Origin of the sequence: Streptomyces cinnabarinus (assembly GCF_027270315.1) — a bacterium.
Lineage (GTDB): Bacteria > Actinomycetota > Actinomycetes > Streptomycetales > Streptomycetaceae > Streptomyces > Streptomyces cinnabarinus.
The window spans coordinates 8,215,707-8,230,655 of the sequence record NZ_CP114413.1 but is presented as its reverse complement, the minus strand read 5'-3'; the positions used below and the strand labels follow the sequence as shown (position 1 = coordinate 8,230,655).

Sequence of the window (14,949 nt, the reverse complement as noted above, 5' to 3'; positions counted from 1 at the left end):
GTAAGTTGACTATCAGTCAGCTCGACTGCCCATCCGCCGCGTCACGTTGAGCAGATACTCCTTCCGGTTCAGCGGGTTGTGGTCGGTGCGCGCCCGCTCCGGGACCGCGCCACGGGTGACCGGCGCGTAGTGGTCGAAGGCGCTCTCCAGCTCGCCCTCGCCCCGGGTGAGCCCGGGGAGGCGCTGCTCCAGCTCGTGCACCCGCGCCGCGGGCACCGCGCCCTCCAGCACACAGGTCTCTCCACGGGTCTCGGTGGCCCCCGGGACCGCGCCGAGCCCGGCCAGCACCGGGAGCAGGGCGCCGAGGGTGTCGGCCGGGGCCTCGATGCGGAAGCGGTGCATCGGCTCGTGCACCCGCGTGCCCGCCCGGCGCAGCGCCTCGATCAGGACGAGCGGGGTCAGCCCCCGGAAGTCGTAGCCGGTGCTGGACATGCTCTTGTCGAAGCCCTGGTGGGCGTGGCTCTGCCGGGGCGAGTAGCCGGAGTGGGTCATGGTGACCGCGCAGTCGGGGATCCGCCAGCCGTGCAGGCCCTGCCCGAGGGTCTCACGGACGGTGTCCTCGACGGCCTTGAAAAAGGCGTACGGCATGGAGCCGAGCTCCACCTCCAGCGCGAAGGAGACTCCGGTGCCCTCCGGGGCGGGGGCGACGCGCAGGCCGACCGTCGCGAGGAAGGGGTTGGGGTCCTTGGCGTTGAACTCGACGGCGGCGCCGGTGCCGACCGGCCGCTCGACGCACAGCGGGGTCGTCTCCCGGAAGGTGACGTCGAGGCCGTACTCGTCGGCGAGCGTGGACTGCACGACCTCCTTCTGCACCTCGCCGTAGAGCGAGACGGAGATCTCCCGGCGGACCTGGTCGTGGCGCAGGCCGATCAACGGGTCCTGCTCGGCGAGCTGGGTGAGCGCGCCGTGCAGCGCCCGGGGGTCCGTGCCGGACCCGGGGACGACGACCGTCTCCAGGGTGGGCGGGGCGAAGAAGTGGCTGTCCGCCTTGCGGGGGCAGCCGAGCGCGTCGCCGATCCTGATGTCGGCCAGGCCCCACAGCTTGGCGATCCGGCCCGCCGGGACCGCGTCGCGGCGGACGTCGGCGCCGTGCTCGAAGACGCTGACGGCGGTAACCTTGCCCTCCCGGCAAGCGTCGCCGAGGTCGTCCCGCCCGGCGTCGCCGAAGCCCTGTCCGCGGCCGTAGCCGAACGCCACGGGGGCGCGGACGCGGAGCGTTCCGGAGAAGATCCGGGCGTAGGCGATCTTCTCCCCCGCCGGGCCCCGCTCGACCTTGAAGACGGTGCCCGAGAGCGGACCCCCGGGGTCGCCGTCGGCGGCGGGGAGCAGCTCCTTGATGCCGCCGACGAGCGCGTCCACGCCCGCGCCGGTGACGGCCGAGCCGAAGTACACGGGGTGCACCAGGCACTGCCGGGTCTGCTCGACGAGGGCGGTGCGCAGCCGGTCCGGGGAGACGGTGTTCTCCACGTAGGCGGTGAGCAGGTCGTCGTCGTGGTCGGCGAGCGCGTCGAGGGCGGCCGGTCCGGCTCCGGGGGTGAACGCGGCCTCCCGGGTGCCCAGTCCGGCGGTACGGCCCATCGGCGCGACCGCGACGCCCAGGCGCCGGGCGAGCTCGCGCAGGACGTCCTCCTCGCGGGCCCCGCGCCGGTCGATCTTGTTGACGAAGACCAGGGTGGGAATGGCGAGGCGGCGCAGGGTCCGCATCAGGACCCGGGTCTGCGCCTGCACGCCCTCCACGGCGGAGACGACGAGCACGGCGCCGTCGAGCACGCCGAGCACCCGCTCCACCTCGGCGATGAAGTCCGGGTGACCGGGGGTGTCGATGAGGTTGACCGTCACGTCGTCGACCGGGAAGGAGACGACGGCGGACTTGATGGTGATCCCGCGCCGGCGCTCCAGCGCGAGGGTGTCGGTCCGGGTGGTCCCGGCGTCGACGCTGCCGATCTCGTCGATGACCCCGACCGAGTGCAGCAGCCGCTCGGTCAGGCTGGTCTTACCGGCGTCGACATGGGCGAGGATTCCGAGGTTGAGCAACGGCACGAAGCGTCATGTCCTTCGATGAGGGGGTCGTTCCTTCCTGGCGGGACATGAACGCAGTGCGCATGGAAGCTCCTCGTTGCGTGACGGCTCGGATCCTGCGCGGCGCGGCAGAAGCGGCGCGGCAGAACCCGTGCAGTGCAGCAGAACCGGCCCCGCACCGGCAATGGATTAACGCTCAACAAACCCCTGCCGCAGCGCTCGCCCCCCACCGCGCCGCCATAGAGTGATGTGCATCACACCCGGCCCGACGATGTTCCTGGCCCGCTGGCCTCCCGGGTGCGGACCGGTGGTGAGAGGGGTCGAGGATGCGTGACGTATTCCCTGTGCTGAACGGCTGGTACACGGCCGGAGCCCCCTTCGGCCTGGCCACGGTCGTGGCGACGAGCCGCAGCGCGCCGCGTGATCCGGGGGCGGCGATGGCCGTGGGGCCGGACGACGAGGTCGTGGGGAGTGTGTCGGGCGGGTGTGTCGAGGGAGCGGTGTTCGAGCTGGCGCAGGAGGTGGTGGCCAGCGGCGAGGCTCGGCTGGAGACCTTCGGCTACAGCGACGAGGACGCCTTCGCGGTGGGGCTGACCTGCGGCGGCGAGATCACGCTGCTGGTGCGTCCGGTGACGGCCGACTCCGATCCCTCCTTCCACGCCGTTGCGGAGTCCGTCGCCGCCGGTGAGCCGGTCACCGTGGCATCGGTGACCGACGGGCCCGCGCCGCGCGGGGCGACGCTCGCGGTCTGGCCCGACCGGGTGCTCGGCACCCTGGGAGCGGAGGGCCTGGACGCGGCGGTCACCGCCGACGCGCGCGGCGAACTCGCCCTCGGGGTCACCCAGTCGCGTCACTACGGGCCGCACGGCGAGCGCCGGGAGGACGCAGTCGCCGTCTTCCTGCACTCCTTCGCCCCGCCACCGCGGATGCTGGTCTTCGGCGCGATCGACTACGCCGCCGCCGTGGCCCGGATCGGGGACTTCCTCGGCTACCGGGTCACCGTGTGCGACGCCCGCCCCGTCTTCGCCACGCCCAAGCGCTTCCCGGACGGCGTGGAGGTCGTCGTGGACTGGCCGCACCGCTATCTGAACGGCACCGACACCGACGAGCGCACCGTGATCTGCGTGCTCACCCACGACCCGAAGTTCGACGTGCCCCTGCTGGAGGAGGCGCTGCGCAGACCCGCCGCATACATCGGGGCGATGGGCAGTCGCCGTACCCACGACGACCGGCGGCGGCGCCTGGTCGCGGCCGGGCTGACCGGGGCCGAACTGTCCCGGCTGCGCTCGCCGGTGGGCCTGGACCTGGGCGCCCGTACGCCCGAGGAGGTGGCCGTGTCGGTGGCCGCCGAGATCGTCGCCCTGCGCTGGGGCGGCACCGGCACCCCGCTGACCGTGACGGAGGGTGCGATCCACCCCGCGCCCTGATCGCCGCCCGCACCGATCGGCCTCACCCGAACGGCCGCACTTCCCGTGGCTCGTCGCAACGGCCCACCCCTGGCAGCAGCCGCCCTGGTACTACGCGTCCGGCGCTGGCAACACGCGGTACGAAAGCACCGCCAAAGGGCGCGGGGAACTGCGCGACCAGCCACAACGGCGCCGCACACCACCACGAACAGTCCCCGGCATCCCTTGAACGAGGCTGACCGAGCGGAGCGCGTTAGCATCGGAGACGCACCGTGCCGCACCCAACCAGGCAGTCGACGACCCGAGGGGACATCGAGCGCGATGCCGATCAAGGTCAGCGTCATCGTTCCCGTGTACAACCCGGGGGCGTACATCGAGGACTGCGTCTCCTCGCTGCTGCGGCAGTCCCTGCCCGCCGACGAGTACGAGCTGATCTTCGTCGACGACGGCTCCACCGACGACACCCCCGCCCGCCTCGACGAACTCGCCGCCGAGGACCCCCGGGTGACCGTGGTGCACCAGGAGAACTCGGGCTGGTCGGGCAAGCCCCGCAACGTCGGTATCGCCGCCGCCCGCGGCGAGTACGTGATGTTCGTGGACAACGACGACCACCTCGGCGACGAGGCCCTGGAGCGGATGCACGACTACGGCGTGGCGCACGACGCCGATGTGGTGGTCGGCAAGATGGCCGGTCAGGGCCGCGGGGTGCCCGTGGAGCTGTTCCGCCGCAACCATCCGCGGGCCACCCTCGAGAGCGCCCCGCTGATCGACAGCCTGACCCCGCACAAGATGTTCCGCCGCGCCTTCCTCGACCGCATCGGCCTGCGCTTCCCCGAGGGCAGGCGGCGCCTTGAGGACCATGTCTTCGTCACCGAGGCGTTCCTGCGTGCGGCGAACGTCTCGGTGCTCAGCGACTACGTCTGCTATTACCACGTCCGCCGGGACGACGCCGCCAACGCGGGCTTCCAGCGCTTCGACCCGGTCGGCTACTTCAAGAACCTGCGCGAGGCCCTGGACGTCGTGGAGCGGTACACCGAGCCGGGACCGCTGCGGGACCGGCTGTTCCGCCGCTGGCTGCGGGTGGAGATGGTCGAACGGATGCGCGGCAAGCGGCTGCTGGCCATGCCCGCCGACTACCGCAAGGAGATGTTCCGGGAGATCCACGCCGTGGTCGTCGAGCGGTTCGGGCCCGGCGTGGCGAGCGGGCTCCAGCCCACCCAGCAAGTCGTGGCCGCGCTGATCGCCGCCGACCGGTACGCCGATGTGGAGGCGTTCGCCGAGTGGGAGGCGGGCGTCGTGCTGAAGGCCGTACCCGAGGGTCTTGAGTGGCAGGACGGCACGTTGCGGGTTTCCTTCGCCGCGGAGGTCCACTCGGGCGGGGCGCCGCTCACCTTCAGCGCCGCGGGCGGCGGTGATCCGCTGAAGTCCCCGCCGAAGGACGTCGCTGAGGCGATCTCCTGGGTGGGCGCCGACACCGTCTCCCGGTTCGGCTCCGCCCGGGCGGATCTGCTGCTGCGTCAACGCGCCAGCGCCGCCCAGTACTTCCAGCCCGTGCAGTTCACCCGGGAGACCGTTCCGACCGCGGAGCGGGGCAAGTTCCGGCTGGTGCTGCGGGCCACGGCCACCGTCGACCCGGCGCACGCGGCCGGGGACGCGGTCCTGGGCGGCGGGCTGTGGGACACCGTGGTCCGGGTCAAGCTGGGCGGCTGGACCAAGGAGTGCCGGCTGGCCCCGGCACCGCGCGCCGAACGCCCCACGGCGCCCGCCGGAGTCGTCGCGGGCCGGGTGGTGCTGCCGTACTGGACCGCCCGGCACACCGCGCTCGCGCTGGACGTCGACCGGGCGAGCCGGAGCCTCGGGCTCGGCCGCGTCGCGCTGGAGGCGGTCACCGTCACGCACGACCGGCTCAGCGCGCCGCTGCCGTTGTACGTGCCGGACGACACCGAGGTGCTGCTGCGGCTGACCGCGCGGGGCAAGTCGCTGGACGCGGCCGCCACCCTCTCCCCGGCGCCCGGTGGCTCCGGGGCCCTGCTGACGGCCGCTCTGCCCGCGCTGGTGATGGGCGGGACGACCTGGCGGACGGCGCTCGGCCCGGTGCCGGACGCGTCCGAACCTCGGCTGCTGACGCTGCCGTTCGCGCTGCGCTCGCGGGCCCAGGGCGTCCATGTGCGGCGCATGCCCCGGCCGGGGGTGCTGCGGCGGCTGGCACGCAAGGCGAAGTCCCTGTTCAAGACCGTACGGAGGTGACGGGGTTGCGCGCACTGGGAATCGACGGAGCCTGGGTGCTGGAGCCCAAGCTGTACCCGGACGACCGGGGCAGCTTCCACGAGTGGTACCGCAGCGAGGAGTTCCGCGAGGCCACCGGCTACGACCTCACGCTCACGCAGGCCAACTGCTCCGTCTCCCGGCGGGGCGTGGTGCGCGGGGTGCACTTCTCCGATGTGCCGCCCGGCCAGGCCAAGTACGTCACCTGTGTGCGCGGCACCGTCCTGGACGTGGTGGTCGATCTGCGCACCGGTTCCCCGGCGTTCGGCCAGTGGGAGGCGGTGCGCCTCGACGACGTCACCCGGCACGCGGTGTTCCTGGCGGAGGGCCTCGGGCACGCCTTCATGGCGCTCACCGACGACGCGACCGTCGTCTACCTGTGCTCCACCGGCTACGCCCCGGACCGGGAGCACGGTGTGCACCCGCTCGACCCGGACCTGGCCCTGCCCTGGCCCGAGAGCGTGGCCCCGGTGCTCTCCCCGAAGGACGCCGAGGCCCCGACCCTGGCCGAGGCCCTGCGCACCGGCCGCCTGCCGTCGTACGAGGACTGCACCGCCCACTATTGGCGGCTGCGCGACCGCTGACGCCCGACGAGGTGCCGCTCGACGCATTTGGGCCGGGGCTTGAGCCGGTTGCGAGGGGGGCACGGCATCGTCGGCGGTGATGTGACGGCCCTTTCTCGGTGAGGAGACGGGCACCATGACAAGCTCGGTCGGTGCGTCGTACGACCCGCTCGGCACGCATCTCCAGGACCCGTACCCGTTCTTCGCGCTGGCCCGGGAGACGGAGCCGGTCTTCTACTCCGAGGTCCTGCGAGCCTGGGTGGTGACCCGGTTCGACGATGTACGCACGGTGCTTCAGCGGCACGAGACGTTCTCCACGGCGAACGCCCTGCGCTCCCCGCTCCCGGTGCATCCGGACGCCCTCGCCGTTCTGGAGCGCGGCTTCCCGCCGTCCTCCGCGATCATCAACGTCAACGGCGACCGGCATCTGAAGGTGCGGGCGCCGCTCGCCAAGCGGCTCGGCACGGATGCCGTGGCCGCAATGGAGCCAGAGATCCGCAAGCGGGCGACGGCGCTCGTCGACGCCCTGGCCGCGGACGGCTCGGCCGAGCTGATGAGCCAGTACGCGCGCGTGCTGCCCGTCGACACCATCAGCGACATGTGCGGCATCGCGGCGGCGGACCGGGCGATCGTCCGGGACGGCGCCTATGCCTGCGTCGCGGTCATCACCGGCGGCGCCTCCCGCGAGGAGGAGGTCGAAGCGGCCGAGGTGTTCCTGGAGTTCCAGCAGGTCATGGCCCGCTATGTGCGGGAGCGCAGGGAGCGTCCTGGCGAGGATGCCTTCAGTGAGATCGCCGGTGTGCTCGCGCCCCCGGGTCCGCTCGACGACGAGCAGCTCGCCGAGCTGGTGTGGACGTTCATCGGGCTGATCACCGCCGGGCACTCGACCACCACCGCCCTGCTGGGCAACGGCCTGTGGCATCTGCTCTCCCGTCCCGACCAGTGGCAACTGCTGTGCCGGAGCCCGTCGTTGATCCCGGGGGCGGTGGAGGAGATCGCCCGCTACGACACTCCCGTGCACGCCTTCTTCCGGGTGACCACCCGCGAAGTGAGCCTGGGCGGGCGGACCCTGCCGACGGGGTCCGACGTCGTCGCTCTGTACAGCGCGGCCAACCGGGACCCTGAGGAGTTCGACCAGCCGGAGACCTTCGACATCACCCGGCAGATCACCCGGCATCTGACCTTCGGCCACGGTGTGCACGCCTGCGTCGGCGCCCGGCTGGCCAGGCTCCAACTCGCGGTGACGCTGGAGGCGCTGACCAGGCTCCCGGGCCTGCACCTGGTCCCGGACCGCCCGGTTCGGATGGCCCGGCAGTTCGTCGACCACGCCCCCGTCGCCCTGCACGTCGCCTGGTGACGGCGCCCGACCGAAGGGACACCGCTGTGACCGACAGTGAACCGGACAGGGCGGCCCACCGGCGGACTCCGGCCGGCGCCGAGGACCAGGCCCGTGCGCTGCAGTTGGTGCACGGCTACATGGCCTCCCAGGTCGTCGGCACCGCCGCCCGCCTGAACATCGCCGCGGCGCTGGCGGACAGCCCGAGGAGCTGTGCCGAGCTGGCGGCGGCCACCGGCACCGACCAGGACGCGCTGCGTCGTCTGCTGCGGGCCCTGGAGATCCTGGGTCTGGTGGAACGCCCGGGCCGCACCGGCCTGTTCGCGCTGACCTCCTTCGGTCAAGTGCTGCGGTCCGACGCCGACGCCCCGGTCCGCGCGCTCGCCGATCTTTTCACCTCGCCCGCGGTGTGGCGGCCCTGGGGCGAGCTGCAGCACAGCGTGCGCACCGGCGGGACGGCGTTCGAGTCGGTCTTCGGCATGCCGGCCTTCGCCCATATCGGTCGGCAGCCGGAGCTGTCCGCCCTGTTCAACGAGGCGATGGCGGAGACGGCGCAGGGTGCGGCCGAGGTGGTGGCGGCTGGGTACGACTTCTCCCGCTTCCCGACGGTCGTCGATGTCGGAGGCGGCAACGGCACGCTGCTCGCCGCCCTGCTGACGGCGCACCCCGGCAGCCGGGGCGTGCTCCTCGACACTCCGACCGGGGTGCGGGAGGCCGACAAGGTGCTCGCGGAGGCCGGCGTCGCCGACCGGTGCGCGATCACCACGGGCGACTTCTTCACCGCCGTACCGGCCGGGGGCGACGCGTACGTCCTCAAGAGCGTCATCCACGACTGGGACGACGATCTGGCGCGCGCCGTCCTGCAACGGTGCCGCGAGGCCATGCCCGACCATGCGAAACTGCTCCTCGTCGAGCCGGTCCTGCCGGACGAGAACGGTCCCGCAGCCGAACTCAGTGTCGTGCTGAGCGACTTGAACATGCTGGTCATGGCCGGGGGCCGGGAGCGCACCGAGGCCGAGTACGCCGCACTGCTCGACTCTGCCGGTCTCGAACTGGCCGGTGTGGGCGGTCCGCTGAAGCCCACGCACTTCCAGATCCTGGAGGCCGTACCCCATTGATCAGCCGTCGGTGAGCCGCTCCAGGCCGTGCCTCAGCGGGTCCCAGCCCTTGGAACGGCGTAGGCCCAGGTTGCGGGCTCGGGTCAGGGGGCGCCAGAACGGGGCGTTCAGGAAGGTTTCGGGGCGTACCGCTTCGGTGCGTTCCAGGATCGTCTCGGGGACCTTCTGCGGGTCGGGCAGTTCGTACTCGGCGACGATGTCGTCGTACCGGTCGCTCAGCACGGTGTTGTGCGGGTCGGCGCCGAAGACGACGAGCTGGCCGGTGGGCTGGGTGTCGACGAGGACGGTGACCAGGTCGGGGCGGTACCGGGTGAGGATCTCGACGAGTTTGTAGACGTCGCCGGTCCAGGCGCCGGTGTGCCGGTCGCGGGCCGCCTCGTCGATGTTGCGCGGCAGCATGTCGTCGAAGACGATCACGCTGGCCCAGTCGGAATGCTTCTCGATGTTGATGAAGTCCCGCAGGGCGTACTCGAACAGGTGCATGCCGTCGATGAACGACAGGTCCAGGGTGGTGCGCCGCCAGTGGCCGATCGGGCTGCGGCCGCGGCGCAGGTTCCGCACCGGGTGGCGGCCGCCCTTGAGGTGGGCGAGGGGGTTGTCGCGGGCGAAGAAGTCGTCGCTGGTGGCCTTCACCAGGTGGACGTCGCAGCGGATCTCCGTGACCACCTTGAACGCGGGGTCGATCGCGATGCTCGGCACCCGGGACAGCCTCAGGCTGCGGCCGTCGTTGACGCCGATCTCCAGGTAGTTGCGGTTGGCGGTGGCCTTGTGCAGTTCCTTGAGGAACTCATGGCGTTTCACGAAGGGGACTCCTTGCGGATACGGGGAAGTGCCTCGTGCAGGGCGGCACGCCAGTCGCGCAGCGGCGGCAGGCCGAGGCTCTGCCAGCGGCCGTGCGCGAGGGCGCTGTACTCGGGTCGGGGGGCGGGCCGGGGCCAGGGCGTGGTGTCGGTGGGGCGCACCCGTTCGGGGTCGGCGCCGAGCAGCCGGAACACCTCCCGGGCCAGGTCGAACCAGGTGGCCTCGCCGGAACTGGTGGCGTGGAAGACGCCGTTGACGTCCGGGCCGAGGCGGGGGCCGAGGTCGGCGACGCGGGCGGCGACGTCGGCGCTCCAGGTGGGCTGTCCGCACTGGTTGTCGACGACGTCGACGGTGGGGCGGCTCGCCTCGATGCCGATCATCGTGCGGACGAAGTTCTTGCCGTGGACGCCGTAGAGCCAGGCGGTGCGCACCACCGCGCTCGCGTCCGGGAGTTCCTCCCGTACGGCCCGCTCGCCGGCGAGTTTGGTGCGGCCGTAGGCGGTGCGTGGGGCCGGCGGGTGGTCCTCGGGGTAGGGGGTGGTACGGCCCGTGCCGGAGAAGACGTAGTCGGTGGAGACGTGGATCAGGCGGGCGCCGTGCGCGGCGCAGGCGCGGGCCAGCAGGCGCGGGCCGTCGCCGTTGACGCGCAGCGCCTCGGCCTCGTGCGACTCCGCGTCGTCCACGGCCGCCCAGGCGGCGCAGTTGACGACGATCTCGGGGTGGTGCGCGGTGAACGCCCGCTCCAGGGAGGCGGGTTCGGTGATGTCCAGGGCGGTGTGGTCGAGGCCGGTGACATCGGCACCGCGGCCGCGCAGTTCGCCGACGACGTCGTGGCCGAGCATTCCGCCCGCTCCGGTGACCAGCCACCTCATCCGTGCTCCTCGCTCATGCGTCGCTTCAGCGGCTCCCACCAGGCGCGGTTGTCCCGGTACCAGTCGACGGTCTCGGCGAGCCCGGCGCGGAAGTCGTGCCGGGGCCGGTAGCCCAGCTCGGTGCGGGCCTTGCTCCAGTCGACGGAGTAGCGCAGATCGTGTCCCTTGCGGTCCTCGACGTGTGTCACCCGGTCCCAGTCCGCGCCGCAGGACTCCAGGAGCAGCCCGGTGAGTTCCCGGTTGCTCAGTTCGGTGCCGCCGCCGATGTTGTAGACCTCGCCGGGGCGGCCCTTGGCGCGGACGAGTTCGACGCCCTGGCAGTGGTCGTCGACGTGCAGCCAGTCGCGGACGTTGGCGCCGTCGCCGTACAGCGGGACCTGGTGGCCGTCGAGGAGGTTGGTGACGAAGAGCGGGATGACCTTCTCGGGGAACTGGTGCGGGCCGTAGTTGTTGGAGCAGCGGGTGACCCTGACGTCCAGGCCGTGGGTGCGGTGGTAGGCCAGGGCCAGCAGGTCGGAGGAGGCCTTGGAGGCGGAGTACGGCGAACTGGGCCGCAGCAGGTGGTCCTCCGTGGAGGAACCGGCGTCGACGGAGCCGTACACCTCATCGGTGGAGATGTGCACGAAGGTCGACACCCCGCCCCGGAGGGCGCCCTCCAGCAGGGTGTGGGTGCCCACGACGTTGGTCAGCACGAAGTCGGACGCCCCGGTGATCGAGCGGTCCACATGGGACTCGGCCGCGAAGTGCACCACCTGGTCGGCCTGTCCGGTGAGTTTGCCGACGAGTTCGGCGTCCCGGATGTCGCCCTGGACGAACTCCAGCCGGGGATGGTCGAGCGGGAGGTTGTCGAGGCTGCCGGCGTAGGTCAGCTTGTCGAGCACCGTGATGTCCGGCGCGTCCGGCGCGTCGGAGGCGAGCAGCTTGCGGACGTACGCCGAGCCGATGAATCCGGCGGCGCCGGTGACGAGGAGATTCATGGATGGATCTGCACCTTGCTGTGGTCGCCGAGGACGAATCGGTGGGCACTGGGGACATGTTCCGCCGGGGTCACCTCGGCGTGCCGCCCGATCAGGGAGGACTCGATCCGGCCCACACCGGCGATCGAGGAGTCCCGCAGCACGATGGAGAACTCCACCTCGCTGTCGGAGATACGGCAGTTCTCGGCGACGGAGGTGAACGGTCCGACGTAGGAGTTGATGACGACCGTCCCCGCGCCGATGACGGCGGGGCCGACGATGCGGGAGTTGACGATCCGGGCGCCCTCCTCGACGATCACCCGGCCGACGGTCTCGGACAGTTCGTCGACCTCGCCGTCGATCCGGCGGTCGAGTCCCTCCAGGACCGTGCGGTTGACCTCCAGCATGTCGTCGACGTTCCCGGTGTCCTTCCAGTAGCCGTGGATGACGGTGCACCGGACGTCGGCGCGGGCGTCGATGAGGTGCTGGATGGCGTGGGTGATCTCCAGCTCGCCGCGCCAGGACGGCTCGATGGCGCGGACCGCGGCATGGATGGCGGGGGTGAAGAGATAGACGCCGACCAGCGCGAGGTCGCTCCTGGGATGCTCGGGTTTCTCCTCCAGGCCCACGACCTGCCCCTCGCCGTCGAGTTCGGCGACGCCGAAGGCGCGTGGGTCGGGGACATGGGTGAGCAGGATCTGGGCGTCGGGGCGATTGCGGCCGAACTCCTCCACCAGGGCCCTGATGCCGCCCACGATGAAGTTGTCGCCGAGGTACATCACGAAGTCGTCGTCGCCGAGCCAGTCCCGCGCGATCAGTACCGCGTGGGCCAGGCCCAGGGGGCGATCCTGGGGGATGTAGGTGATCTGGAGCCCGAACTTGGAGCCGTCGCCCACCGCGTCCTGGATCTCCTCGGCGGTGTCACCGACGATGACACCGACCTCGGTGATGCCCGCCTCGGCGATCGATTCCAGCCCGTAGAACAACACAGCCTTGTTGGCGACCGGGACCAGCTGTTTGGCCGATGTGTGTGTGATCGGCCGCAGCCGCGTGCCGGCTCCGCCGGACAGCACGAGAGCCTTCATCTGGTTCACCTTAGCGTCGTTTGTCCGTTACCGACTGGTCGAGCCCGCCGCTTCGGGTACCCGGGGCTCAGCGGTTCAGCTGGATTTCGCTCCAGACCTGCTTGCCGCCGCTGACCGGAACCGTGCCCCAGGCCGCCGACATCGCCTCGACCAGCAGGATGCCGCGGCCGCCGGTGGCCTCCCAGCCGATGCTGGTGGGCTTGACGGGGCTGCGCGGTGAGGTGTCGGCGACCGCGACCCGCAACCGGCCGTTGAGCAGGGTGAGGTAGAGGCGGACCGGCCCGTCGGTGTGCACCAGGGCGTTGGTGACGAGCTCGGAGACGACCAGCAGGACGGCGTCGGTCTCGGTGGTCAGACCCCAGGAGCGCAGGGTGCGCCGGGTGAAGCGGCGGGCGTGGCCGACCGCCTCGGGCACCCGCCACACCGTCCAGCTCTCCCGCCGCGGGCGCAGCTCCATGCCGTCGTAGCGCATCAGCAGCAGGGCCACGTCGTCGCTGCGGCGGGCGTTGCCGAGCAGGGCGTCGGCGACCTGGCCCAGGTGGGTGGGGTCGGAGGCGGCCAGCTCATGGGCGAAGCGGTCCATGCCGGCGTCGATGTCGGCCTCGACGGACTCCACCAGTCCGTCCGTGGTCAGGGCGATCAGGGTGCCGGGCTGGAGCCGCAGGGGGCTCATCGGGAACTCGGCCTGGGTCATGACGCCGAGTGGGGGACCGCCCTCGGCCTCGGCGATGTCCGTTGCGCCGTTCGGGTGGCGCAGGACCGGGGGCAGGTGTCCGGCGCGGACGCACCAGGCGGTGCCCTCCTCCAGGTCGACGTCGACGTAGGCGCAGGTGGCGAAGAGGTCGGTCTCCAGCTCCATCAGCAGCCGGTTGGCGTGGCTGACGACCACGTCGGGCGGGTGGCCCTCGGCGGCGTAGGCGCGCAGGGCGGTGCGCATCTGGCCCATCAGGGTGGCGGCGGCCGCGCTGTGTCCCTGGACGTCGCCGATGACGAGGGCGACATGGTTGTCGGGCAGCGGGATCACGTCGTACCAGTCGCCGCCCAGTTCAAGGCCGGCGGTGCTCGGCAGATAGCGGGCGACGGCCATCGCGCCGGGCAGCCGGGGCAGCCTGCGGGGCAGCAGCTGGCGCTGGAGCATGCCGACGAGTTCGTGCTCGGCGTCGAAGGCGTGGGCGCGCATCAGGGCCTGCCCGGCGAGTCCGGCGGAGGCGGTGAGCAGGGCGCGTTCGTCGGGTCCGAAGTGGTGCGGGGTGTCCCAGCCGATCAGGCATGCGCCCGCCATCCGGCCGCCGGCGGGCAGCGGCAGTACGGCCAGGCCCCCGGGGCCGACGTCGGCGAGGGCGGGCTCCAGCGGGGTGCCCGCGGGCCAGATCTGGGCGCGGCCCTCGCGCAGGGCGGCGGCGAGGGTCGGCATGGCGCGCACCGGTGCGTCGGGCCACTCGGTGCGCCACTCCGAACGCCACAGCTCGGGCCAGGACTCCGGCTGGGGCGGGTCGAGGACGGTGACGACGAGCCGGTCGTTCTCCAGCTCGGCGAGCGCGATCCGGTCGGCGCGCAGGGGGGTGCGCAGCGCGGCGACGACGGCCTGGCTGACGTCGCGGACGGTGCCCGCGGTGGCGAGGGAGGCGGCGAGGCGCTGGACGCGGGCCACGTCGGTGACGTCGGAGCGCAGTTTGGAGGCGTCGGCGACCGTGCCGAAGAGCCGTGCGGGCCTGCCCTCGCCGCCGGGCAGCAGCCGTCCGCGCAGCCTGAGCCACTTGGGTGGGCCGGTGGGCTGGAGCACCCGGAACTCCAGCTCGCGGTCGCCGATGGACATGTGGTCGGCCTCGACGACGCTCATCAGCGAGGGCAGGTCCTCCGGCACGGTCAGTCCCAGCAGGGTCTCCACCTTGCCGTCGAACTCCTCCGGGACGATCTGGAACAGCTCCAGGATGTCGTCGCCGACCTCCACATGGCCGGTGTCCATGGCGAGGTTGAAGGCGTTGGAGGGCAGCGCGCCGCCCTCGGCGCGCGGTACGGGTGCGGGGTAGGCGAGGGTGCGGGCGATCAGGTCCAGGCAGTCGCGGTCCTCGGCGTCGAACCCGTCGAGGTGCTCACTGACGGCGACCAGGCAGCCGTCGCCGCCCTGTCCGCGCGCGGGCAGGACCGCCAGATGGAAATCGCCCGCCGACGCCCGCCGGGACTGGGCGCGGTCGGCGAGTTCCTTCGGCCCGAGCCAGGCGGGCCGCCTCGAGTGGTGGGCGTCGGCGACCACGGAGCCGCCGGTGGCGGCGTAGCTGTCCCGGAGTCCGTACTGGGTGCGCGGTGTCCCGGCCCACTCGACCAGGCACAGCAGCTCGCCGTCGTCGGTCAGCGTGTACACGGCCGCGAGGGAGGCATGGGCGAAGACGAGCGCCTGTTCGAGGATGCGGCGGAGCCGGTCGGAGGCGTCGGGGGCGTCGCCGACCGCAGTGAGGGCATCCTCGGCGCGCTGCCTTCTCGATCTGCGTCCCGCAGCGTCCTCACCGCCCACGTTGGCCATTACAGCG

At 72.1% G+C, this 14,949-nt stretch carries 11 protein-coding genes; 5 read left to right on the top strand and 6 right to left on the bottom strand.

Annotated elements, in window-relative coordinates; genetic code table 11:
* Positions 1–12: 12 nt before the first annotated feature.
* A complete protein-coding gene (locus STRCI_RS37125; protein WP_269663385.1) occupies positions 13–2,040 on the bottom strand; it encodes an elongation factor G in 2,028 nt (675 codons plus the stop codon).
* Between the two features lie 305 nt (positions 2,041–2,345).
* On the opposite strand from STRCI_RS37125, the gene STRCI_RS37120 reads away from it, so the two are divergent.
* The 5 genes from STRCI_RS37120 (at position 2,346) to STRCI_RS37100 (ending at position 8,707) form a co-directional block, all read left to right on the top strand.
* Complete coding sequence (locus tag STRCI_RS37120) at positions 2,346–3,446, top strand: XdhC family protein (RefSeq protein ID WP_269663384.1); 1,101 nt, start codon at positions 2,346–2,348, stop codon at positions 3,444–3,446.
* Between the two features lie 300 nt (positions 3,447–3,746).
* Entirely contained in the window at positions 3,747–5,672 is a 1,926-nt protein-coding gene (locus STRCI_RS37115) for a glycosyltransferase family A protein (RefSeq protein ID WP_269663383.1), read from the top strand.
* A 5-nt stretch (positions 5,673–5,677) separates the two neighbouring features.
* Complete coding sequence (rfbC, locus tag STRCI_RS37110) at positions 5,678–6,274, top strand: dTDP-4-dehydrorhamnose 3,5-epimerase (protein WP_269663382.1); 597 nt, start codon at positions 5,678–5,680, stop codon at positions 6,272–6,274.
* Positions 6,275–6,389: 115 nt separating this feature from the next.
* Complete coding sequence (locus STRCI_RS37105; protein ID WP_269663381.1) at positions 6,390–7,610, top strand: cytochrome P450; 1,221 nt, start codon at positions 6,390–6,392, stop codon at positions 7,608–7,610.
* 26 nt (positions 7,611–7,636) lie between these two features.
* Positions 7,637–8,707 (top strand): methyltransferase, encoded by a 1,071-nt coding sequence (locus tag STRCI_RS37100; RefSeq protein WP_269663380.1) that lies wholly within the window; start codon positions 7,637–7,639, stop codon positions 8,705–8,707.
* Here the strand turns inward: STRCI_RS37100 and STRCI_RS37095 are convergent, their stop codons facing one another.
* The 5 genes from STRCI_RS37095 to STRCI_RS37075 form a co-directional block, all read right to left on the bottom strand.
* On the bottom strand, positions 8,708–9,508 hold the full coding sequence (locus STRCI_RS37095; protein WP_269663379.1) for a class I SAM-dependent methyltransferase: 801 nt from the start codon (positions 9,506–9,508) through the stop codon (positions 8,708–8,710).
* Positions 9,505–10,380 (bottom strand): dTDP-4-dehydrorhamnose reductase, encoded by an 876-nt coding sequence (gene rfbD, locus STRCI_RS37090; protein WP_269663378.1) that lies wholly within the window; start codon positions 10,378–10,380, stop codon positions 9,505–9,507. The genes STRCI_RS37095 and rfbD overlap by 4 nt, the downstream gene beginning before the upstream one ends.
* Complete coding sequence (rfbB, locus tag STRCI_RS37085; protein WP_269663377.1) at positions 10,377–11,357, bottom strand: dTDP-glucose 4,6-dehydratase; 981 nt, start codon at positions 11,355–11,357, stop codon at positions 10,377–10,379. The genes rfbD and rfbB overlap by 4 nt, the downstream gene beginning before the upstream one ends.
* On the bottom strand, positions 11,354–12,421 hold the full coding sequence (locus STRCI_RS37080; RefSeq protein WP_269663376.1) for a glucose-1-phosphate thymidylyltransferase: 1,068 nt from the start codon (positions 12,419–12,421) through the stop codon (positions 11,354–11,356). Before STRCI_RS37080 ends, rfbB begins: the two co-directional genes overlap by 4 nt.
* A gap of 67 nt (positions 12,422–12,488) precedes the next feature.
* On the bottom strand, positions 12,489–14,942 hold the full coding sequence (locus STRCI_RS37075) for a SpoIIE family protein phosphatase (RefSeq protein ID WP_269663375.1): 2,454 nt from the start codon (positions 14,940–14,942) through the stop codon (positions 12,489–12,491).
* Between the last annotated feature and the right edge of the window lie 7 nt (positions 14,943–14,949).

Coding starts and splice junctions, on each gene's coding strand:
- STRCI_RS37120 (WP_269663384.1), top strand. CDS start 2,346: ATGCGTGACGTATTCCCTGTGCTGAACGGCTGGTACACGGCCGGAGCC.
- STRCI_RS37115 (WP_269663383.1), top strand. CDS start 3,747: ATGCCGATCAAGGTCAGCGTCATCGTTCCCGTGTACAACCCGGGGGCG.
- STRCI_RS37105 (WP_269663381.1), top strand. CDS start 6,390: ATGACAAGCTCGGTCGGTGCGTCGTACGACCCGCTCGGCACGCATCTC.
- rfbD (WP_269663378.1), bottom strand. CDS start 10,380: ATGAGGTGGCTGGTCACCGGAGCGGGCGGAATGCTCGGCCACGACGTC.
- rfbB (WP_269663377.1), bottom strand. CDS start 11,357: ATGAATCTCCTCGTCACCGGCGCCGCCGGATTCATCGGCTCGGCGTAC.
- STRCI_RS37080 (WP_269663376.1), bottom strand. CDS start 12,421: ATGAAGGCTCTCGTGCTGTCCGGCGGAGCCGGCACGCGGCTGCGGCCG.
- STRCI_RS37075 (WP_269663375.1), bottom strand. CDS start 14,942: ATGGCCAACGTGGGCGGTGAGGACGCTGCGGGACGCAGATCGAGAAGG.